The sequence below is a fragment of the Pseudomonas sp. NPDC089530 genome (genome assembly GCF_050280705.1).
Classification (GTDB): domain Bacteria; phylum Pseudomonadota; class Gammaproteobacteria; order Pseudomonadales; family Pseudomonadaceae; genus Aquipseudomonas.
In genome coordinates this window covers 56,269-75,732 of sequence record NZ_JBNNVU010000010.1, presented here as the reverse complement: position 1 = coordinate 75,732, position 19,464 = coordinate 56,269, and the positions used below count along the sequence as shown (strand labels likewise).

20 protein-coding genes and 1 pseudogene are annotated in these 19,464 nt (G+C 62.2%); 10 read left to right on the top strand and 11 right to left on the bottom strand.

Annotated elements, in window-relative coordinates:
• Nucleotides 1–106 precede the first annotated feature (106 nt).
• Nucleotides 107–487 carry a RidA family protein gene (locus ACQKQA_RS06400; RefSeq protein ID WP_427554650.1) on the bottom strand — a complete coding sequence of 127 codons (381 nt, stop codon included), beginning with the start codon at nt 485–487 and terminating at the stop codon, nt 107–109.
• Nucleotides 488–886: 399 nt separating this feature from the next.
• On the opposite strand from ACQKQA_RS06400, the gene ACQKQA_RS06395 reads away from it, so the two are divergent.
• Nucleotides 887–1,177: a hypothetical protein gene (locus tag ACQKQA_RS06395; RefSeq protein ID WP_427554648.1), complete on the top strand. Its 291-nt coding sequence runs from the start codon at nt 887–889 to the stop codon at nt 1,175–1,177.
• A gap of 125 nt (nt 1,178–1,302) precedes the next feature.
• Here the strand turns inward: ACQKQA_RS06395 and ACQKQA_RS06390 are convergent.
• Nucleotides 1,303–1,390: pseudogene (locus ACQKQA_RS06390) on the bottom strand (transposase); the annotation flags it as partial.
• Nucleotides 1,391–1,738: 348 nt separating this feature from the next.
• On the opposite strand from ACQKQA_RS06390, the gene ACQKQA_RS06385 reads away from it, so the two are divergent.
• The 5 genes from ACQKQA_RS06385 (at nt 1,739) to ACQKQA_RS06365 (ending at nt 6,445) form a co-directional block, all read left to right on the top strand.
• Nucleotides 1,739–2,722, top strand: coding sequence for a helix-turn-helix domain-containing protein (locus ACQKQA_RS06385; RefSeq protein ID WP_427554646.1), 984 nt, complete (start codon nt 1,739–1,741; stop codon nt 2,720–2,722).
• Nucleotides 2,723–2,881: 159 nt separating this feature from the next.
• Nucleotides 2,882–3,916, top strand: coding sequence for a DUF1254 domain-containing protein (locus ACQKQA_RS06380; protein ID WP_427554644.1), 1,035 nt, complete (start codon nt 2,882–2,884; stop codon nt 3,914–3,916).
• A gap of 72 nt (nt 3,917–3,988) precedes the next feature.
• Nucleotides 3,989–4,831, top strand: a complete 843-nt coding sequence (locus ACQKQA_RS06375) for a MipA/OmpV family protein (protein WP_427554642.1) — start codon at nt 3,989–3,991, stop codon at nt 4,829–4,831.
• Between the two features lie 14 nt (nt 4,832–4,845).
• Nucleotides 4,846–5,661 carry an acid phosphatase gene (locus tag ACQKQA_RS06370; protein WP_427554640.1) on the top strand — a complete coding sequence of 272 codons (816 nt, stop codon included), beginning with the start codon at nt 4,846–4,848 and terminating at the stop codon, nt 5,659–5,661.
• 13 nt (nt 5,662–5,674) lie between these two features.
• Nucleotides 5,675–6,445: a hypothetical protein gene (locus tag ACQKQA_RS06365; RefSeq protein ID WP_427554725.1), complete on the top strand. Its 771-nt coding sequence runs from the start codon at nt 5,675–5,677 to the stop codon at nt 6,443–6,445.
• A gap of 313 nt (nt 6,446–6,758) precedes the next feature.
• On the opposite strand, the gene ACQKQA_RS06360 is transcribed toward ACQKQA_RS06365, so the two are convergent.
• Together ACQKQA_RS06360 and ACQKQA_RS06355 are read right to left on the bottom strand one after the other, a co-directional pair.
• Nucleotides 6,759–6,926, bottom strand: coding sequence for a DUF2986 domain-containing protein (locus ACQKQA_RS06360; protein WP_427554638.1), 168 nt, complete (start codon nt 6,924–6,926; stop codon nt 6,759–6,761).
• A gap of 209 nt (nt 6,927–7,135) precedes the next feature.
• Nucleotides 7,136–8,812, bottom strand: a complete 1,677-nt coding sequence (locus ACQKQA_RS06355; protein ID WP_427554636.1) for an MFS transporter — start codon at nt 8,810–8,812, stop codon at nt 7,136–7,138.
• Between the two features lie 494 nt (nt 8,813–9,306).
• Between ACQKQA_RS06355 and ACQKQA_RS06350 the strand changes: the two genes are divergently transcribed.
• Nucleotides 9,307–10,248, top strand: coding sequence for a class I SAM-dependent methyltransferase (locus ACQKQA_RS06350; RefSeq protein ID WP_427554634.1), 942 nt, complete (start codon nt 9,307–9,309; stop codon nt 10,246–10,248).
• Nucleotides 10,249–10,269: 21 nt separating this feature from the next.
• On the opposite strand, the gene ACQKQA_RS06345 is transcribed toward ACQKQA_RS06350, so the two are convergent.
• Nucleotides 10,270–11,169, bottom strand: a complete 900-nt coding sequence (locus tag ACQKQA_RS06345) for an NAD(P)/FAD-dependent oxidoreductase (protein ID WP_427554632.1) — start codon at nt 11,167–11,169, stop codon at nt 10,270–10,272.
• Nucleotides 11,170–11,318: 149 nt separating this feature from the next.
• On the opposite strand from ACQKQA_RS06345, the gene ACQKQA_RS06340 reads away from it, so the two are divergent.
• The gene (locus ACQKQA_RS06340; RefSeq protein WP_427554630.1) at nt 11,319–11,774 is read left to right on the top strand and encodes an Rrf2 family transcriptional regulator; all 456 of its coding nucleotides are present in this window, start codon (nt 11,319–11,321) and stop codon (nt 11,772–11,774) included.
• 31 nt (nt 11,775–11,805) lie between these two features.
• Here ACQKQA_RS06340 and ACQKQA_RS06335 read toward each other — a convergent pair whose 3' ends face one another.
• Nucleotides 11,806–12,594 (bottom strand): DeoR/GlpR family DNA-binding transcription regulator, encoded by a 789-nt coding sequence (locus ACQKQA_RS06335; protein WP_427554628.1) that lies wholly within the window; start codon nt 12,592–12,594, stop codon nt 11,806–11,808.
• Nucleotides 12,595–12,748: 154 nt separating this feature from the next.
• Here ACQKQA_RS06335 and yghX point away from each other — a divergent pair, with 154 nt between their 5' ends.
• The gene (gene yghX, locus ACQKQA_RS06330; protein ID WP_427554626.1) at nt 12,749–13,648 is read left to right on the top strand and encodes a YghX family hydrolase; all 900 of its coding nucleotides are present in this window, start codon (nt 12,749–12,751) and stop codon (nt 13,646–13,648) included.
• Nucleotides 13,649–13,699: 51 nt separating this feature from the next.
• On the opposite strand, the gene ACQKQA_RS06325 is transcribed toward yghX, so the two are convergent.
• The 5 genes from ACQKQA_RS06325 to ACQKQA_RS06305 form a co-directional block, all read right to left on the bottom strand.
• A complete protein-coding gene (locus ACQKQA_RS06325; protein WP_427554624.1) occupies nt 13,700–15,121 on the bottom strand; it encodes a phophatidylserine decarboxylase associated domain-containing protein in 1,422 nt (473 codons plus the stop codon).
• A 333-nt stretch (nt 15,122–15,454) separates the two neighbouring features.
• Nucleotides 15,455–15,877: an HD domain-containing protein gene (locus tag ACQKQA_RS06320; RefSeq protein WP_427554622.1), complete on the bottom strand. Its 423-nt coding sequence runs from the start codon at nt 15,875–15,877 to the stop codon at nt 15,455–15,457.
• Between the two features lie 14 nt (nt 15,878–15,891).
• Complete coding sequence (locus ACQKQA_RS06315; protein WP_427554620.1) at nt 15,892–16,281, bottom strand: hypothetical protein; 390 nt, start codon at nt 16,279–16,281, stop codon at nt 15,892–15,894.
• A gap of 200 nt (nt 16,282–16,481) precedes the next feature.
• Entirely contained in the window at nt 16,482–16,895 is a 414-nt protein-coding gene (locus tag ACQKQA_RS06310; protein ID WP_427554618.1) for a hypothetical protein, read from the bottom strand.
• Between the two features lie 312 nt (nt 16,896–17,207).
• Complete coding sequence (locus ACQKQA_RS06305) at nt 17,208–17,843, bottom strand: hypothetical protein (protein ID WP_427554616.1); 636 nt, start codon at nt 17,841–17,843, stop codon at nt 17,208–17,210.
• Between the two features lie 256 nt (nt 17,844–18,099).
• On the opposite strand from ACQKQA_RS06305, the gene ACQKQA_RS06300 reads away from it, so the two are divergent.
• Nucleotides 18,100–19,440 carry a gluconate:H+ symporter gene (locus ACQKQA_RS06300; protein WP_427554614.1) on the top strand — a complete coding sequence of 447 codons (1,341 nt, stop codon included), beginning with the start codon at nt 18,100–18,102 and terminating at the stop codon, nt 19,438–19,440.
• Nucleotides 19,441–19,464 lie beyond the last annotated feature (24 nt).

Genomic DNA, 19,464 nt, shown 5'->3' with positions numbered 1-19,464 from the left:
GTCACGGTCGAGGCGCGCATTGTAGCGGCGAAACGCCCGACCGGCACCCGTAGCCTGCCCGGTGGCGCCCACTTAGCAAGCAGCGCCGCCGGATACCGCGGGAAACTCAGGCCTTGGCCGCCATCGCGGTGACTTCCACCTTCATGCCCTCGACCGCCAGGGACGCCACGCCCACGGCGGCGCGCACCGGCCAGGGCTTGGCGAAGAAGCGTTTATAGACCTCGTTGAACGCTGCGCGGTCGGCCATGTCGGTGAGGTAGATGGTCAGGTGCAGGACCCGGTCCATGGAACTGCCGGCCTTTTCCAGCGCCACCTTGAGCGCCTGCAGGGTGCACTCGCTCTGCGCAGTGATGTCACCCAGCTCCAGGCTGCCGTCGGCGCGGGTGGGGATCTGGGTGGAGACCAGCAGGCCGCCGAAACCGGCAACGTCGGAAGAAATGGAGTCCGCGTCCGGATCGGGAATGAAGTCGATATCGTGGTTGGCCATGGGGGCACTCTTGTTCGGGGGTGATAAGGAAAGGGTCGCTGGAGCCGTGGCGGCACCAGCCTGCGCGCGCCAGTCTACAGGCCCGGCGCAGGACGTGGGCGAATCGGCGGGAAAACCACCTGAGCCCACTGGGTAAAAAGGTCCGCCTCCTCGACCAGCAGACACCCGGTACGCGCCATGGCACGCGCGTCATCGGGCGGTTGACGGTCCCTGCGAACGACTGGGGCGGGTCGAGGATGGGGCTTTTCCAATGAGCGGCAAGCGGCCAGTGGTCGTTACCTTCCGCCTGGCACCGGCGCTTGGCTAAGCTTAATAAATCAGGGCGGACTTGAACCTGAGTGATAACGGCCATCAGCGGATCTGGATTGACATCAAGACGTACTCCCCAAGGAGACGACCATGTATGCGGTGATACGAACCTACCTGGGTACTGGAGCCAAGCAGCTGTTCAAGCTTCTGGAAGAGCGCAACGCCGAAGTCGAAGCGGCCCTGCGGACGGTGCCCGGCCTCATCAGCTACACCCTGCTGAATACGGGTGATGGCGGTACATCCGTGACGGTTTGCACGGACAAGACCGGCACCGATGCGAGCTTGAAAATCGCGCGCGACTGGATTCAGAAAAATGCCTCGAATATCCACGCCGACCCGCCGATCGTGACGGAAGGACCGGCCATTGTGCAGATCAAATAGCGCGCCGTCCGTTTGCCCCCACGCCCCCTCACTGTCGCAAGCTTTGTAGGCTCGCTCCGCGCAGAGATGATCGTGCGCAATCATCCGATAGGGTTGGCTTGCGGTAGCAGCGAGCGACGGCCCGGGGTCGATTACTGCCACTGAGTATCCGCGTTCGATGACCTGCCTGACGGCTTCGGCCTTGAATTCCGGGGTAAATCGCTGGGTGCTCATAGACTTCCTCCTATGCTCAAAGCTTAGGCCGGGGATGCCTATCGTACCGGGGGTAGTCCAGCGGACACTGAAAGGTGTCTATAAAATCTGGGCCGATTCAGAAAGTCCTGGAAGCTCAACCGCTAGACGAAGGTGAGAAAACAGGCAGAAGACGCCACTTTCTTACCCTGGCATCTCCTTGGTTCGCACAGTAGCCTTTCCTTTTTGGAGGTGCTTCCTCCTTGAAATCTATCTGCACGCGTTACTGTGCTGTCAGTAGCGCGACTTTGGCAAAAATTTTGCTAGTGTTTACCAGCGTGCCAAGACGGTTTTCAAGTGCATTGCCTTTAAAAGCAGGTGCGGACATCCATGACGAATGCTACGCCAGCCATCAAACTCAGCACACTTAGGCCAATAGCCCCCTATCTGAGCATGCGAGGGGTGTTGCCGCTGGAGTTCTTTCGACGTTTTGATATTTCCCCTCATGTTTTTCAAAATCCTGAAGCCTGGGTACCGCGAGCGGCCTGCTTTCATATAGCCAATGAAATGGCAGCCATTGCACAGGATCCCTTTGGCGGGGCGACGGTGGGGCACCTGACCGATATGCGCTCAACCGGTGTATGGGGCGAATTGATATTGGGCTCAACCAACCTCGCTCAGGCGTGTGCAGCGGCGGCGGTCCATACGGATTTGCTGCATCAGGGAAGCGAAGTAAAAATCGTCACCGAAGGCCGCACGACAAAACTGATCCAACACTTTACCGGGCACCACGGGGCTGATCCGAAGCAGGTCATTTTCGGCACCCTTGCGGTGCTTAGAAAAGTGCCGCTCATGTCCGGCGCGCCGGGTGCTATACGGGTACATCTAAAAAACCCGAGAGAGCGAGGCGACGAGGCGCTTGAAGAGTACCTGGGCCCGAACCTCGTAATGAACGCTGGGTACAACATGATCGAATTTGATCGTGAGTTGCTTGAGATTCCCCTGCAGCCTGTTCGAGATGTTGCCTGGAAAACCACCCAAGCCTTGAAGTCGACCGCTGACGCAACTGACGTGCTCGTCCAGCAGATGGCGGATCAGGAACGTTCCAAACTTGTCACGATTTCAAGAAAAATTGGACTGTCCGCTCGAACACTGCAGCGGCGTCTCGAACATTGCGGCATCGACTTCGACGCTTTACGTGACGAGACACGTCGCAGTGAAGCCCTTCAGTTGATTGCCAGCGGCAGATACAGCGCGACCGAAATTGCCTATATGGTCGGCTACAGCGATCCAGCGCACTTTACCCGCGCCTTCAAGCGTTGGACGGGGAGCCCGCCGTCGCACTATCGCGCCCTCTTGAAACAAGACCGTTAACATCCTCGTCTAACCCCTCCCCCAAAACATTTGCCCCCTTTCCGGGGCGGCCTTCGCGTACGCGCTCGCATTGCTTTTGGCACCAAATGGCAAGTTTGCGCAAAGGCGTTCTTATACAGTCAAAAAATTAACGCCACCTTATAAAACCAAGAGGTTTAAATGTCCCATTCATCCACGGCCTGCATCCTTGTCATGGCGCTGGCAGCTTTTGGAAGTGCGAACGCTCAGTCATCCCCGGAGGCGGCGATAGCGGTGGGTGTAGATAACTTTGTTCGTGCCGAATCCGACCTCTACTTGGGAAAAATGGTGGCAAGTGGCAGTTTGGGCCGGTTTGTTCATAGCCGCGAAGCGGTGCCCATCGACGCCCAGAATGTGGTCCGGATGAATCGGGACACACTCTATTCGTCGGCAGTGTTCGATCTCGATGCAGGCCCCGTCACGATCACCTTGCCTGAGGCCGGTGGGCGGTTCATGTCGATGGCGGTGATCAATGAAGATCACTACGTCCCCGTCGTCACTTACGGCGCCGGCCGCCGGACACTGGCGAAAGAGGCAATCGGCACACGCTATGTATTTGTTGCTGTGCGTACGTTCTTCGATCCCGCAGATCGCAAAGACCTTGAAAAGGTACATGCACTGCAGGACGCAATCACGGTCAGCCAAGCCAAGGTTGGGGAGTTCGTAGTACCTAAGTGGGACCAGGCGAGCCAGACAAGGGTGCGTGAGGCTCTAGAGGTCCTGGGTTCGACGATTCCTGACTACAACCAGTCCTTTGGCCCCAAGGGCACGGTCAATCCAATCCATCACTTGATCGGCACTGCGACGGGGTGGGGTGGGAACCCAGCCAAGGACGCTATCTACCTCGGCAACGTGGTGCCTGAGAACGATGGGAGAACCGTTTACCGGCTTAAAGTTGGAGGTGTCCCGGTCAATAGTTTTTGGTCTGTCAGCGTCTATAACGCCGACGGTTACTTCCAGAAGAACCCCTATGACGCCTATTCGTTGAACAACTTCACCGCACAGAAAAGTGAGGATGGCTCGATTGTCATCCAATTCGGCGGTTGCGACGGGAAGATCGCTAATTGCCTGCCTACCACACCCGGCTGGAACTACACGGTCAGGCTTTATCAGCCGAGCGAACAAATACTGAATGGCAAATGGAGTTTCCCGAAGCCACAACCTGTCGCACTCTAATTAATAACTCCCGACTTTTATAACCAGGCACAAACGCCAATAAGTTTGATTTTTCACCAAAGGAAAGAAGCAATGACAACCATCGGTGGTTCAAACTTTTTCAAATATCAAGCGACGCTCATGAAAAACGCGGCCCTCGCATTTGCGATGGTGTTGCCTGTACACGCAGACGATTCAAGTGAGCCCTCCGTGACCGTAGGTGGCGGACTCGCCGTTGGCCCGCTGTACGAAGGCTCCTCACACTACGCCGCGTTCCCGTCACTGAAACTCAAAGCGGTCTTACCTACCGAAAATTGGGGCAAGTTTACCGCAGCCTTCCCGGACGGGCTGCGCTGGGACTTACCGGGGTTGTCCCCTTTCGGAATCGCCCTGTTGCTGGGTTACGACCCGGGACGCAAGGAAAGAATCCACACTCTGGGCGGTCGTGATGACTACCTGAAGGGAATGGGCAACCTGGACAGCACCGCTCTTGTTGGGGCGGAAGCGTATTGGACCCTGCCGGCCGGTCGTCTGTTCGTTCGTGGCCTGCAAGCTAGCCAGAGCCGCGATTACGGTGGCGAGAGCCTGGGGCGTACCGCGTTCCTGGAAGCCGGCTTCGCCACAACCTATGCGCTGTCTTCAACATTGACCCTGGACTCGACCCTATACGGCACCTGGAGCAATGAGAAAGACATGATGGCGCGCTTCGGCGTCACCGCCCAACAAGCTGCGCGCACCGGCTTCGACGAATACCACCCGAGTGGCGGCATGCGGGACGTGACCTTGAAGCTGGGCCTAACGTGGCAATGGCAACCACAGTTGGCGCTGGAAGGCGGCATCAAGACCTACGCCCTGGTCTCCGACGCCCGCAACAGCCCGCTAACGGGTGAAAACGTGGGCGCAGGCGCCTATCTGAATGCTCTTTACCGGTTTTGATAAGGGAACACTCGATGAAAACAGTACATAAGCAGTTGGGGCTGGCGGGCCTGCTCTGGTCGGGGCTGGTGCTTGCCGACGATGCTGCCACCCAGGTCACGGACCCTCACTTCAAGCTGGCCCCAGGCTATCTGAACTCGGCAGACTTGCCATTGCGCCTGGCGTTGCTGGGCGCCCCACCAAAGCCCGACTCTGCGGCGCTTGCCCGGGATGAGGAAGCACGGCGAACAGCGCTGTCGCTACGCGGTACAGCCCGGGAGAAACTCGCCGCGGCGGATGCGGAGCTGTCATTCCCGGGCCCGGCCAACGCATTCTCCTGCGCGATGGGCACGCCGATCACCGAGAAAAATACACCGCATCTTTATACCTTGATGCAGCGCACCCTGTCGGATGCGGGCGGCTCCACTTATGCCGGAAAGAATGCCTACAACCGCACCCGCCCCTTCGTGGCACACAACGAAGGGACCTGTCGCAAAGACATGGAGCCGCTGCTGCGCACGGATGGCTCCTGGCCTTCCGGACACTCCGCAGCCGGTTGGGCCTGGGGGCTGTTGCTGGCCGAGATTCAGCCTGCACGTGCAACCGAGTTGATGACCCGCGGGTTGTCATTCGGCCAGAGCCGGGTCATCTGCGACGCACACTGGCAGAGCGATGTCGATGCAGGCCGCATCATGGGTGCTGCGACGGTAGCGAGCTTACATAGCAATCCGACGTTCCTGGCGGATCTGGCGGCCGCGAAGGAAGAGGTCAAGGCCGCGCAAAAAGCCGGCTTGAAGCCTACAGAGGACTGCGCGGCCGAGGGCGTGGCGCTCTCGCTGACTCAGCACTGATCGGGGAAACACCATCATGCACGGTGACACCCCCCGCTCGGTTTTGCGGCGCAAGCAAACACGTCTGGCACTACTGGCTGGCGCCTTTATCGCCACCGGGCCCGCCATGGCGGCAGACAACGATGACTGGACGTTCAACGGCGGACCTTACGTATGGGGCGCGGACATTCGTGGACACGTGGGTCATAGCAGTACTGGAACCCAGTTCATAAAATCCGATTTCTCCGACATCGCCAAGACGGTCGATCTGTCGGTGATGCTGATGGGTGAGGCGCGTCGAGGCCCCTACAGCGTGCTCGCCGACCTGATGTACATCGACACCGACACCCGCAACCGCCTGCCTGGGGGTACCAAACTTGAGGTAGAAAGCAAGACAGCCTCCGGGTTCCTGGGTGGCGGCTACACAGTGCTGGGTGATGAAAACCGTCGACTGGATGTCGTCGGTGGCATGCGCGTCTGGTACAGCGGCACCACCCTCACCTTCCATGGTGGATCTCTTGGTGGTTTATCGGGCTCCGACAATGCGACATGGGCAGACGCCATAGCAGGCCTGCGTGGGCACTATGCCGTGAACGATCGATTCTGGTTGTCATCCTGGGGGATGGCGGGCGCCGGGCAGTCCCGGGAAGACTGGGACCTGGCAGCGCTGGCAGGCTGGGAGTTTTCCCCCGGGTTTTCGGCGGTGGCCGGTTACCGGGCCATGGGGGTTAATTATCGTCATGATGGCTTTGTCTACGACATCGTCCAGAAGGGGCCACTGCTGGGTCTTAGTGGGCAATTCTGAGGCTTTCATAGTAAAGCCCCCACACAGCCCAAGGAGCTGCCATCCCCAGCTGTAAAGCTGTTGCCGCGCAAGGTGCACAGTTGACAGGCAAGCTGTCATTCACTCGCTGCTGGATAAACAAGGCACGGTTGTACGAGTCCTGACTGGAATATCCGTATCGAACGAAAGCGGCGCAAATTGAGAGTTCGCTTGTGGCCGTTTTCAGCCGGTTGCGAGAGGTTGAAATCGGCCAGAAGCGGACCGTCTCAATGCTGGCTGGCACGGGTACAACGATACTCCCGAATGACTTTTGTACCGTCCAGTAGTGCTTAATCTACGCAGATCCGCTCTCGGAAGACATGCTTGAGTCAGGACCGGAGGCAGCCAGCTTCAAGCGGTCAGCCTTGCTGATGTATTTAGGCTTGTTTTTCGGTGCCAGTTTGGCACTCGCCTTTTTGGCGTGGGCGGTTAATAGCTGCTTTATCTTTTTACGACGGTTCATCTTTCTCTACTCGGCTTTCAAGCCCTTGAATGATATCAGCTTGATATATTGGACCCGATGCCTGTGGCGCACTCTTTTGTGCATGGCGTTGCAAACAGGCGGCGAATCTCCCCGGTTTTCCCGAACTCCTTTTTTCCCAGACGCCTTCGACTGACCGCCTTTGGCCGCAGAACCGCCCTCTCCCCCGCGGGAGAGGACGGGCAGCGCCTTCAGGCGTGGTGGATTTCCCGGTCCTTGGTTTCCGGCAGGAAGAAGGTGCCGAGGATCGCCGTCATCACCGCGATGACGATGGGGTACCAGAGCCCGTAGTAGATGTCCCCAGTGGCCGCCACCATGGCGAACGCCACGGTCGGCAGGAAGCCGCCGAACCAGCCGTTGCCGATGTGATACGGCAGCGACATCGAGGTGTAGCGGATGCGCGCCGGGAACAGCTCCACCAGCCAGGCGGCGATCGGACCGTAGACCATGGTCACGTAGATCACCAGCAGGGTCAGCAGCGCCAGCACCGCCGGGTAGTGGGTCTTGGCCGGGTCGGCCTTCTCGGGGTAGCCGGCGTCCTTGAGGGCGGTGCCCAGGGCCGCGACGAAGGCATCGTTCCGAACCTTGAAGTCGGCGGCCGGCATGCCGGTGCCTTCGAAGCTCGACATCACTTTTTCGCCGATCCGCACCTGCGCGATGGCACCGGGTTCGGCCGTCTCGTTCTGGTAGGGAATGGCCTTCTTCGCCAGCACGCTCTTGGCCAGGTCGCAGGAACTGGTGAAGCGGGCCTTGCCCACCGGGTCGAACTGGAACGAGCATTGAGCGGGATCGGCGATCACCGTGACAGGGTTCCGCTCCTGGGCGCTGAAGACATCGGGGTTACCGTACTGGGTCAGCGCGTGGAAGATCGGAAAATAGGTCAGCGCCGCGAGGATGCAGCCGGCCATGATGATGCCCTTGCGGCCGATGCGGTCGGACAGGCTGCCGAACAGGATGAAGAACGGTGTGCCGATCAGCAGCGAGCCGGCGATCAACAGGTTGGCGGTCTGCGGGTCGATCTTGAGCATCTGCAACAGGAAGAACAGCGCGTAGAACTGCCCGGTGTACCAGACCACAGCCTGGCCGGCGGTGCCGCCGAGCAGCGCCATGATCACGATCCGCAGGTTGGCCCAGCGGGCGAAGGATTCGGTCAGCGGAGCCTTGGACGCCTTGCCTTCGGCCTTCATCTTCTGGAACACCGGCGACTCGCTGAGTTGCAGGCGGATGTACACCGAAATGATCAGCAGCAGGATCGACAGCAGGAAGGGAATCCGCCAGCCCCAGGCCTCGAAGGCTTCGGTGCCGAGGACAGTGCGGCAGGCCAGGATCACCAGCAGCGACAGGAACAGGCCAAGGGTCGCGGTGGTCTGGATCCACGAGGTGAAGTAGCCGCGCTTGCCTTGTGGCGCGTGTTCGGCCACGTAGGTCGCCGCGCCGCCGTACTCCCCGCCCAGGGCCAGGCCTTGCAGCAGGCGCAGGCTGATCAGGATGATCGGGGCCGCCACGCCGATGGACGTGTAGCTGGGCAGCATGCCCACCACGGCGGTGGAGATACCCATGATGACGATGGTGATGAGGAAGGTGTGCTTGCGCCCGATCATGTCGCCCAGGCGGCCGAACACGATGGCGCCGAACGGCCGCACGGCAAAGCCCGCGGCGAATGCCAGCAGGGCGAAGATGAAGGAGGTGGTTTCGTTGACGCCGGCGAAAAAGTGCTTGGCGATGATCGCGGCGAGGGAGCCATACAGGTAGAAGTCGTACCACTCGAAAACGGTACCCAGGGACGAGGCGAAAATGACTTTGCGCTCCTCCCTGGTGATCCCGCGGTTGGGCATGCTGCCCGTGGAGGTGTCGTCGATTGTCGCCATGGGTTTTCTCCGGATTGTTCTTGTTCTAGGCCGGAGTACCTCTCTAGCATTGCCGCACCCAGGCCCTGGGGCTGATGTCATCGGACTGCGCAAAGCATGAAAACAAAGCTGGCGGCCTTGCCGCGCGGCAAGGTTCCCTGAAGCATAATCAGCTTCGCGCAGATATCCACTCGCCGCCTTGGCGCGCCCCGGCACGCGATCATCATTGCCGTCGATCATACAAATCATGAAAGCGGATTTTTTATTTGCGCCCGATACCGGCAAAATGGCGCCACCTTCAAACCCTCGGACAAGTACGTCATGAATATCAATTTTGCGGTCGCCTGCATGATCGTGATTTCTTTCACCATTGCGCTGATCCATACCTGACCGGCAGGCCCCGCTCGACCGGCACCTGCCCCAGCCACGGGTGCCAGCCACCGACGTGCCGCGCTCCCAACGCGGCATTTGTGTTTAAAATGCCGGCCCTTTCCTGATTGCCGGCCCCTCTTTCGATGAACCCCGACGCCCTCTCCACCCTGCACCACCACCTGCTGACGGCCCTGGCGTCCGCGCCCGCGGAAACCCGGCGCCTGTTCCATGGCCGCGGCCGTTGCTGGCCGGGGCTGGAGCAACTGACCGTCGACTGGTTGCAGGGCGTGGTGCTGGTGGCGCTGTTCAAGGAGCCGGATCCGGCGGAGCTGGAGGCGCTCAAGCAAATGCTGCTGACCCTCGCCACCGGCCCCGAGTGGCAGGCCAGTGGCGCCCACACCCTGCTCCTGCAGCACCGTTATCAACTGCAGAGCCCGGTGGACTGGCTGGTGGGCGAGGCCATCGACGAATGGACCCTGGTCGAGGAAGGCCTGCGCTATCGGGTGGACCTGGGCAAGAAGCAGAACAACGGCCTGTTTCTCGACATGCGCTACGGCCGCAACTGGGTACGCGCCAATGCCCGGGGCAAGCGAGTGCTGAACCTGTTCGCCTACACCTGCGGCTTCTCGGTGGCGGCCATCGCCGGCGGCGCCAGCCATGTGGTCAACCTCGACATGTCGCGCCCGGCCCTGAGCCGTGGCCGCGACAATCACCGGCTCAACGGCCACGACCTGAGCCAGGTGAGCTTTCTCGGCCACGACCTGTTCAAGTCCTGGGCCAAGGTGAAAAACGCCGGCCCCTACGACCTGGTGATCATCGACCCGCCGTCCTTCCAGAAAGGCAGCTTCCTGCTGACCAAGGACTACGCCCGGGTGCTGCGGCGCCTGCCGGAGCTGCTCACGGCGGACGGCTGCGTGCTGGCCTGCATGAACGACCCGGCCTTCGCCTCGGACTTCCTGATCGACGGCGTCACCCAGGAAGCCCCGGGCCTGCGCTTCGAACAGCGCCTGGACAATCCGCCGGAGTTTCCCGATACCGATAGCGAGAGCGGTCTGAAGGCGCTGGTGTTCCGCCGGGTCGAGTGAAGTCGGCGCCCTTCCCCTCCCTCACGCCGCGGCCGGGCCGAAGATCAGCGAGCGGTGTGCCCCCGCGCCGGTCCTCGCCCCGTCGCCCACGGCGATGGCCACCGAGCTGAACGCCGTCGCCGCATCGCCGCAGGCGAACACCCCCGGCACGCTGGTTTCGCGGGTCGGATCGGTCTTGATAAAGGCCCCGAGCGGGCCTTGCTCGAACTCGCAACCCAAGGCCTCGGCCAGCGGGCTGGCCATGCGGGTCCGGGGCTGGACGAACAACCCTGCGAGCGCGATCGTTCGGCCATCGAGCAGCACCACTTCGGCCTTGTCGCCAACGACGCACCGCACGGGCTCGCGCTCCAGCCGCACCCCACGCCGCTCGAGGCTGGCCAGTTGCTCGGCGTCCGGCACGAAGACGTCATTGAGGAACAAGGTGGTCGGGCCCCAATCCGGCAGCATCAGCGCCTGGTGCAGGGACAACTCCGAGGTCGCCAGCACGCCCACAGGCCCACCTGCCAGTTCGTAGGCATGACAGTACGGGCAATGGAACACGCTTTGCCCCCAGCGCTCCGCCAGGCCGTCGATCCGCGGCAGTTCGTCGATCACCCCGCTGGCCAGGATCAAGCGCTGGGCCCTGTGGCGCTGACCGCCGCGGGTGCTCAGCCAGAAACCCTCGGCATCCTTGCCGACTTCGGTCGCAGTGTCCGCCAGCCACTCCACCGTGGGGTACGCCAGCAGCTGCTCCCGGGCCTCCTCGGCGATACGCCCGGGGGAACGGCCGTCCTGCCCGAGAAAACCGTGAGAGGTGCCAGCAAAACGATTACGCCGTTCGGCAGCGTCGATCACCAGCACCCGGCGGCGCGCCCGGGCCAGTTGCAGGCCCGCGGAAATACCGGCGTAGCTGCCGCCGACAATGATCACGTGATAGTCCATGGAGGGTTCTCCCAGGCAAGGTACGGAGGGTGAAAAAAATCACGTCACATCGTAAGTTGCTTGAAAGAACAGCGTCAACGGTCTCGTAACTTTTATCATTACAAGCGATACTCCGCCCTCGCCCGCCCCCCACAAATACTGAGCTTGCGATGAGAAACGACACCCGGCTATCGCGCATGCTGCACGTGCTGATCCACATGGACCGGCACGACAGCCCCGCCACCTCGGAGACCATCGCCCAGATGCTGGGCACCAACCCGGTGGTGGTACGGCGCACCATGGCCCTGCTCAAGGAGCAAGGCTATGTGCGTTCGGAGAAGGGCCATCGCGGCGGCTGGAGCCTGGCCCGGGCGTTGTCGGACATGACCCTGCTGGACATCCACCAGGCCCTGGGCAGCAACTCGATCTTCGCCATCGGCCTGTCCACCGACCATCCGGAGTGCTTGGTGGAACAAGCCGTCAATACCGCCCTCAGCGAAGTCTTCGAAGCCGCCCAGGCCTTGCTGGTCGAACGCCTGGGCAAGATCACCCTGGCACAACTGGCTGAGGATTTCGAAGAGCGTTATCGCGCCGTTCTTCAGCCGACAGCCACGGACCCGGCCTGAGCAGCGCCAGGCCTGAAGCCTCTCCCCGACATTACTCCGGCGCCTGCACCACCTCGATGCCCAGGCGCCGATAGTCCTCGACGCTGCCCGAGGCCAGGTGCGGCTCGGTGATCAAGGTATGCAGGCGCGTGCACGGCGCCACGGTAAAGGGCTCCACCGCGCCGAGCTTGTCGGCGGTGGTCACTGCGATCACCTGAGAGGCACTGTCGAGCAGGGCTTGTTTCACCGGCACTTCGTCGAAATGCAGCGAGGTGATGCCGACTTCCGGGTGGATGGCGCAGACCCCGGTGAACAGCAGGTCGGCGCGGATACCCTGGATCAGCCGCAGCGCCTCATGCCCGCCGGAGGACAGGGTCGCCGGGTTGAGCCGGCCGCCGGCGAGGATCACCTGGCTGCGCGGGTATTCGGCCAGGGCGACGGCGATCAGCGGCGAGGCGGTGACCGCGGTGATGCCGATATCGGCAGGCAGGGACTGGGCGATCAGCAGCGTGGTGGAGCCCGAGTCGAACAGCACGATCTGCCCGTCCCGCACCCGCTGCGCGCCGAGCCTGGCCAGCTGGCGCTTGACCTCGCTGCTTTCCCCCAGGCGGGTGAACACATCCTTGCCGGTGTCCTTGGGCCGTGGCAGCGCGCCGCCGTGGACCCGCTGCAACAGCCCGGCGTCGGCCAGTTCCGCCAGGTCCCGGCGAATGGTGTCTTCCGAGACCGCGAAATGCTGGCTGAGCTCGGAAGCCATGACCTTGCCGTCGCGTTCGAGCAGTAACAGGATCTTCTGCCGGCGCACATGGGGCAGCTCGGCGACTGAATGCTCATTTTGCATGGTTATGCCTGTTTTTGCGTGTTTATGCGAGATTAGCCAAGCCCCTGCGCAAACACAACCGAAGGCGCTCGCCCTGACAGTGGCTGCCCGGGCGCCGCCTTGCTTTACTGAGGCAACCCCAGGCCGACGCCCCTGACTGAAGAGGTAGCGCGCGATGCAACGTCTCAGTGCCAAAGACTTCGCCCCCGAACTGCTCGAACTCTACGACGGCTACGCCCACGGCCAGATCAGCCGCCGGGAGTTTCTCGACCGGGCGGCGGCCTTCGCCCTGGTCGGGCTGACCGCCAGCGCCACCCTCGCCGCCCTGACCCCGAACTACGCCCTGGCCGAACAGGTGTCCTTCACCGACCCGCAGATCCTCGCCGAATACATCACCTATCCCTCACCCAAGGGCCACGAACAGGTCCGCGGTTACCTGGTGCGCCCGGCCAAGGCCGAAGGCAAGCTGCCGGCCGTGGTGGTGGTCCATGAAAACCGCGGGCTCAACCCTTATATCGAGGACGTGGCGCGACGCCTGGCCAAGGCCGGCTTCATCGCTCTGGCCCCCGACGGCCTGAGCTCGGTCGGCGGCTACCCCGGCAACGACGACAAGGGCCGCGAGCTGCAATTGAAGGTCAACCCGGAAAAGTTGATGAACGACTTTTTCGCCGCCATCCAGTGGTTGCTCGAACACGAGGCCAGCACCGGCAAGGTCGGCATCACCGGCTTCTGTTATGGCGGTGGCGTGGCCAATGCCGCGGCCGTGGCCTACCCGGAACTGGCCGCCGCCGTGCCCTTCTACGGTCTCCAGCCGGACAGCGCGGACGTCGAGCGGATCCAGGCGCCCCTGTTGTTGCACTACGCCGAACTGGACACCCGCATCAACGAAGGCTGGCCGGCCTTCGAACAGGCGCTGAAGGCCGCGGGCAAGACCTACGAAGCCTACATCTACCCCGGGGTGAACCACGGTTTCCACAACGACTCGACCCCGCGCTACGACGAGGCCGCGGCCACCCTGGCCTGGGACCGGACGCTGGCGTGGTTCGACAAGTACTTGCGCCAGACGCCGGGCTGAAACCCGGCGCAAAGGCGACGGCACCCAGTGCCGTCGCCTGCGCCCATCAGGTCACCCCTTGTTCGGCAACGCCGTGGCGATGACGCTGCCCAGCGGCGTCGGTTGCGGATCGTTCTGGTGCGCCACCGCGTTCAGCGCCCAGTCCTCCAACTGCACCCGGTCTTTCTGGAAGATCATCATGTGGGTCGAACCGCCGAACTCGAAATGGCCGATCTCGGTGCCCCGGGTGATATCCACCGGCGCTGCGCCTTCGTCGACGATGAATGGCGGCTCGATCACGCAGGTCGAGACCTCGACCATGCCGATGCAGATCAACGCCACATACCCGCAGCTCGGGTGCTCGAAGACAAAGATCGCCCGGGCGGCGACATGCCCCAGGTACGGCTGCGACTCGGTGCCCTCCCAGGTGCCCTGGCCTTCGCCCTGCCCCGGACGCTGGGCGAAATAGGTGCCCGGTTGCACCCAGGAGCGCACCAGCTTGCCGTCGAGCGGCGCGTTCCAGCGGTGGTAGTGGGTGGCCGAGAGGAAGCCCTGGTACGCTTGCCCGCCCTGGAACGGACTGGCCCACTGGTCCTGGCCGCCGAACAGGTCCAGCAGCGAGTAATTGACGTCCTTGATCCAGAACTCGGTCTCGAACGCCAGGTCGTTCTCGTACTGCCAGGGCGTGGTCTCGCACCCGATATCGACCTGAGTCAGCGGGTTGCCCTGGAACGGCCGCGCGCCGGGCACGAACTGGCGGATGAAGAACGCGTTCCAGGAGTCGAAGCCGTAGCCGGGCAGCGTCGGATCGTGCTCCATCTGTTTCCAGACCCCGGCCGCGTGGGCCGCCCTGGAGATCCACGAGCCCTCTTTTTCCGGGTCGTCGATGTCCAGCTTGTCCAGGGAAGCGCCGCTCTTGAGGAAGCTGTTCCAGGCATTGAGCACCTTCTTGAAGTGCTGGTTGAAGGTGGTGTCATGGAACAGCGCAACCCCCGCTTCGGTGCCCATCGACACCGCCAGGAAGGCGTTCATCGGCGTACCGACCTGAGCCGTGGTGTTGAACGACGGCGAGGTGCTGATGATCTCGTTGAGGATCTCGAAGAAGCTGTCGTAGCCGTCGATCCACAGCGCGTCGCCGTCCGCGTCCTTGATCTGCTCCTTGGTCGCTTCGTCCAGCGTCGCCACGTAGGCGTTGGACTGTTCGATCATCGAGTTAACCCACATGCGGTACACGCTGTTGTGGGTCACCCAGGTCTTGAACACGATGATTTCCTTGCGCATCGGGGTCAGGGTGCCGGCCTTTTTCTTCTGCGCGATCAGGTTGCGCAGCGGCACCAGGAACTTGGCCGTGGCCCATACCCGGTTGGGCACCCAGAAGCCCATCTGGATCGGCCCGGCATTGTCCAGGGTGAGCAGCTCGGTGCCGGTGCGTTCCAGGCGCGCCTCCCGCGAGGGGCGTTTGGCGTGGGTGTTGCGGCTGTCGTATTGAGTCATGTCTTTACTCCTTTAAAGAGGGCCCCCCGGGTCTTGATTGCCCAGGCGCGCCCAGACTGCGCTGAGGTGAAAACCTGCAAACGACAGCTCCAGCCAGCGTTCATGCCAGGAGGCGACAAGGGTTCACACAGGGGTTGAACGACGTTCCGTGTCCTTCTCGCGATGCCGGTCCCGGGCAGAATGCGGCGGCCGAATGGCCGTGAGCAGGTGCGACTTGCCTGGACAAGTAAAGCTGCTCCCGAGTTTTTTGGGGGGCTGACGGAAAAAATCAGGAGGCTGGCGACAAAACGCAGCCCAGGGGCCAGGCACTGCTGCCTTGATTATTCAACCGGGTCAGGCGCGCAACCGTCCAATCGCCCGCCGATACTTCTCGATCCGCTCCAGATCCTCCCAGCTCGGCGAGGCAATCCGCGACAGGTCGCTGTTCTCTTCCAGATCCGCCAGCTTCACCGCCCGCCCGATCGGGTTCTGCGCCGCCCGCTCGACGAAATCCTCGTAGGACTCGCCCGGCACTTTCGTCACCGATTCGATGGCTGACAAAACGTCTTCGCTGAAGCCCTCCTTGCGCAGATCGTCGAGGCTGATGCCGCAATCCTCGACCACATCGTGCAGCACCGCGACGATGCGCTCCTCCAGGCTGTTCATGCGCAACATGACCTTCAGCGGGTGCAGGATGTACGGCGCACCGCCCTTGTCCACCTGCCCCGCGTGGGCCGTGGCGGCAATGGCGATGGCGCGTTCCAGGGTCTGGGTCATGGCGTTGCCTCGGGTTAGACGCCGTACCGGCCGCCGACATGAATATTGCGCTTGAGCCAGCGGCCAATCGCCTGCAAATGCCCGGTCGGCTCCTTCGGCTCGGCATATCGCTGGAGGATCAGCGAAACCACAGCGGCCTGATCCTCCCCGGAGTGCGCGTCCACCACTTCGGCAACCCAGGCGCAATTGGCCTTCTTCACATGCTCGCGCCACTCGCCAGGCCAACCGTCCAACTCGTCCAACGCCAGCCACCGCGCACCACCCTGCGCCGCATGCCCGCCGCCAATCGACTGCTCGAAGCAGAACGGTGTCGCCGGCCGCGACAGGTCGATGCTGAAGAGGTAGATGTCTTGGGTGGGGTGCTGCGGCGTAGGGGCGTTGTTGCGGCTGCCGATCTGGATCATGCGCGGTTCCGTCCGTGGGAGAGGCGTTTCAACGTGTTTTGCAGTCTATGCCGTGGTGCGGTCTGGGGGAACCTTCGGCGATGAGCTGTGGGGGACAAGTGAAAGAGTTGACGGGGTACTCCGGGAACCCCGTTTCAGTCACCCACAAAAAAGGGACACCGGTGGGTGTCCCTTTTGGCGAATGGCAGTAAGCCGATCAGTCAACGCTTCATGGCTTCACACTGACTGCGCAGATCGTGATCGCCGATGGACGAACAACTGCCTCCCTTCTTCGCTTCACAAAAGGAGCGTTGGTCATGATCACCGATGCTTGAGCACGAACTGCCTTTCCCCGCTTCGCAGACCGCGCGCAGATCACCATCGCCGATGGACGAACAACTGCCTCCTTTCTTCGCTTCACAAAATATGCGTTGGTCATGATCGCCGATGCTTGAGCACGAACTGCCTTTCTCCGCTTCGCAGGCCGCGCGCAGATCACCATCGCCAATAGAAGTACAGGAATAGCCATGCTGAATGGCCAGGCAATAACTGCGTTTGTCATGATCGCCGATATTGAAACAACTGGCGGAAGCGTAACCGCTGAATATCAACAACATCGCAAAAATCAGTTTCATCTCACACTTCCTTGAACTTGCCCAGGAAACAGCCTGGCGCTGTTTATTCCGTTCTCAATGAGCGTCGCGACACGCCATCAAATTGACATCGTTTTTGCGGAAAGTTCCGAGGGAGAAATGCGCTCTGAAATTTAGAGATCTGAAATTCCCGTAGGAACTCACCACCGGTGGCGAGAGAGCTTGCTCGCGATGGACGTTAACGATACCGCGTCTTTACCTGAGTAAACGCGGTGCCCTTGAGTCCATCGCGAGCAAGCTTCGCTCCTACACTGGATCACCTTCGCTTAATGGATCGGCAGCGCTTTTTTCGATTCAGGCCCGTGGCACCCGAGACTCCAGCAGCGAATATTTCAGGCTGTTGCGCTCGACCATCTGCTTGAGCAGCGCGTTGACCTGACGGCCGAAGGTGTCGCTCACCGCGTCCTTCGGGGTGTTGCCCATCAACGGCACGAACCAGATGCCCATCCAGGTATTGATCCCGTCGTGGTTGCTGGAACTGCCGACAGCCTGGCCCTGGGGGTCCAGGGTCTCGAGGCTCATGGTGTACTGATCGGTCGCCATGGACGGGATGAGGGTGAACGTCAGGCCGCTGATGAACGCCATGACCAACTGCCCGCCACCTGGCGGATGGTTGTAGACCTTCAGGCGCAGGTTGTAGTCCCCCGGCTGCTTCTGGAGCTCGTCCAGTGTCACCCGGCCGAACAGCCCGGAATCGCTCAGGACCTTCTGCAGCTGGGGCTTAAGCATGTCCCGCGCCTGCGGCACTTCGACGGCCGCGGCGCTGTTCGGCTCGCCCTGATAGAAGGCGAAGCTCACATAGACGTTCGGCTTGTTGGCGTAGCTGGCCATGGACGGCAGATCCACCGCGGCCACTTCGTCCTGGGTGAAGCTGGCGCAACCGGTCAGCGCGAGCAGCAGGGACAGGCCCAGAATCTTTCCAATCTTCATTGCGACTTCCTTGGGTTGGGTAACGGAGCGCCTCCATGGCTGGAGTGGCCGCGGGCGATTCTAGAGAGCGGCGAGCAATATCAAAAGGCCATCAATGAAAAATTTCTGCTCGCCTGCCTCCCCCGCCACGGCTGACCCCGCATCACCCGTCTGCTGACCAATGATCTTTTGTCAGCGCCGCGCGCCCGATAGTTAACTCTCGCCCCGCGAAGCCCCGTGACGGGCCCCGTAACAAAATCAATAAGAGGGTTGGCCGATGCAAGGCAATGGCGCATTGCTGTGGGTGTTGTTCGCCGCGATCGTGATGATCGTGGTGCTGATTGTCAGGTTCAGGGTGCATGCCTTTCTGGCGCTGATCGCCGCCTGCGGCGTGGTCGGGGTGGGCTCGGGCATGCCCTTGGACACTCTGCTCGGGTCCTTCCAGAAGGGCCTGGGCGATACCCTGGGGTTTCTCGCCGCGATCATCGGGCTGGGCAGCATCCTGGGCAAGATGCTCGAAGAGTCCGGGGGCGCCGAACGCATCGCCCGGACCCTGCTCGCGACCCTGGGCGAGCAGCGCGCGTCCTGGGTGATGATGCTGGTGGGGTTCATCGCCGGGATCCCGGTGTTCTTCGAGGTCGGCTACATCCTGCTGATCCCCCTGGTGTACGTGGTGGCCAAGGCCACCCGGCTCAATCTGCTGTACCTCGGCGTGCCCCTGGCGGTGTCGCTGATGTGCGTGCACTGCATGCTGCCGCCCCACCCCGCGGCCATGGCCATTACCCACCTGCTGGGGGCCGATGTCGGCAAAGTGATTCTCTACGGCCTGATCGTCGGGCTGCCGACCGCCATCGTCGCCGGGCCGCTGTGGATCCGCCTGGTGGCCCGCCGCCAGGCCGGCCCCGGTCAGGCGGTGTTCCTCGACGAGCGCTGCGAGGCCCGTGGCGAACGGGCCTTGCCGGGCTTCTGGCTGACCCTGCTGACCATCCTCCTGCCGCTGCTGCTGATGATCGGCAAGACCTTCGCCAGCGCCCTGCCCGCGGGCTCGACGCTGTCCGTGCTGCTGACGTTTTTCGGCAACCCGCTGGTGGCGCTGCTGCTCGCCGTGGTTTTCGCCTACGGCTCCCTGGGCCTGAGCCGCGGCCTGTCCATGCAGGACCTGCTGGGCCACACCCAGAAAAGCCTGCCGCCGCTGGCCAGCATCCTGCTGATCATCGGTGCCGGCGGCGCCTTCAACGGCATCCTCATCGACAGCGGCGTGGGCAAGGTGCTGGCCGAGGCCCTGACCCGGCTGGACATCAACCCGCTGGTGCTGGCCTGGCTGGTGGCGGGGCTGATGCACTTCGCGGTGGGCTCGGCGACCGTGGCCATGATGAGCGCCGCCGCCATCGTGCTGCCGACCCTGGGCGCCGGCTCCGGCTACAGTCGGGAGATCGTCGTGGTCGCCATCGGTGCCGGGGCCATCGGCTGGACCCACGTCACCGACTCGGCCTTCTGGGTGGTCAAGGAGTACCTCGGGGTGTCCCTGGCCGACGCGCTCAAGACCTTCACCAGCGCCACGGTCCTGGCCTCGGTGATCGCCCTGCTGCTGACCCTGACCCTCGCCCATTTCGTCTGACCCTTTGCCACAGGAGGCATCCCC

What these genes read in the sequence shown, in the direction of transcription:
- ACQKQA_RS06400 (WP_427554650.1), bottom strand. Translation starts at nt 487, where the DNA reads ATGGCCAACCACGATATCGACTTCATTCCCGATCCGGACGCGGACTCC.
- ACQKQA_RS06395 (WP_427554648.1), top strand. Translation starts at nt 887, where the DNA reads ATGTATGCGGTGATACGAACCTACCTGGGTACTGGAGCCAAGCAGCTG.
- ACQKQA_RS06385 (WP_427554646.1), top strand. Translation starts at nt 1,739, where the DNA reads ATGACGAATGCTACGCCAGCCATCAAACTCAGCACACTTAGGCCAATA.
- ACQKQA_RS06380 (WP_427554644.1), top strand. Translation starts at nt 2,882, where the DNA reads ATGTCCCATTCATCCACGGCCTGCATCCTTGTCATGGCGCTGGCAGCT.
- ACQKQA_RS06375 (WP_427554642.1), top strand. Translation starts at nt 3,989, where the DNA reads ATGACAACCATCGGTGGTTCAAACTTTTTCAAATATCAAGCGACGCTC.
- ACQKQA_RS06370 (WP_427554640.1), top strand. Translation starts at nt 4,846, where the DNA reads ATGAAAACAGTACATAAGCAGTTGGGGCTGGCGGGCCTGCTCTGGTCG.
- ACQKQA_RS06360 (WP_427554638.1), bottom strand. Translation starts at nt 6,926, where the DNA reads ATGAACCGTCGTAAAAAGATAAAGCAGCTATTAACCGCCCACGCCAAA.
- ACQKQA_RS06355 (WP_427554636.1), bottom strand. Translation starts at nt 8,812, where the DNA reads ATGGCGACAATCGACGACACCTCCACGGGCAGCATGCCCAACCGCGGG.
- ACQKQA_RS06350 (WP_427554634.1), top strand. Translation starts at nt 9,307, where the DNA reads ATGAACCCCGACGCCCTCTCCACCCTGCACCACCACCTGCTGACGGCC.
- ACQKQA_RS06345 (WP_427554632.1), bottom strand. Translation starts at nt 11,169, where the DNA reads ATGGACTATCACGTGATCATTGTCGGCGGCAGCTACGCCGGTATTTCC.
- ACQKQA_RS06340 (WP_427554630.1), top strand. Translation starts at nt 11,319, where the DNA reads ATGAGAAACGACACCCGGCTATCGCGCATGCTGCACGTGCTGATCCAC.
- ACQKQA_RS06335 (WP_427554628.1), bottom strand. Translation starts at nt 12,594, where the DNA reads ATGCAAAATGAGCATTCAGTCGCCGAGCTGCCCCATGTGCGCCGGCAG.
- yghX (WP_427554626.1), top strand. Translation starts at nt 12,749, where the DNA reads ATGCAACGTCTCAGTGCCAAAGACTTCGCCCCCGAACTGCTCGAACTC.
- ACQKQA_RS06325 (WP_427554624.1), bottom strand. Translation starts at nt 15,121, where the DNA reads ATGACTCAATACGACAGCCGCAACACCCACGCCAAACGCCCCTCGCGG.
- ACQKQA_RS06320 (WP_427554622.1), bottom strand. Translation starts at nt 15,877, where the DNA reads ATGACCCAGACCCTGGAACGCGCCATCGCCATTGCCGCCACGGCCCAC.
- ACQKQA_RS06315 (WP_427554620.1), bottom strand. Translation starts at nt 16,281, where the DNA reads ATGATCCAGATCGGCAGCCGCAACAACGCCCCTACGCCGCAGCACCCC.
- ACQKQA_RS06310 (WP_427554618.1), bottom strand. Translation starts at nt 16,895, where the DNA reads ATGAAACTGATTTTTGCGATGTTGTTGATATTCAGCGGTTACGCTTCC.
- ACQKQA_RS06305 (WP_427554616.1), bottom strand. Translation starts at nt 17,843, where the DNA reads ATGAAGATTGGAAAGATTCTGGGCCTGTCCCTGCTGCTCGCGCTGACC.
- ACQKQA_RS06300 (WP_427554614.1), top strand. Translation starts at nt 18,100, where the DNA reads ATGCAAGGCAATGGCGCATTGCTGTGGGTGTTGTTCGCCGCGATCGTG.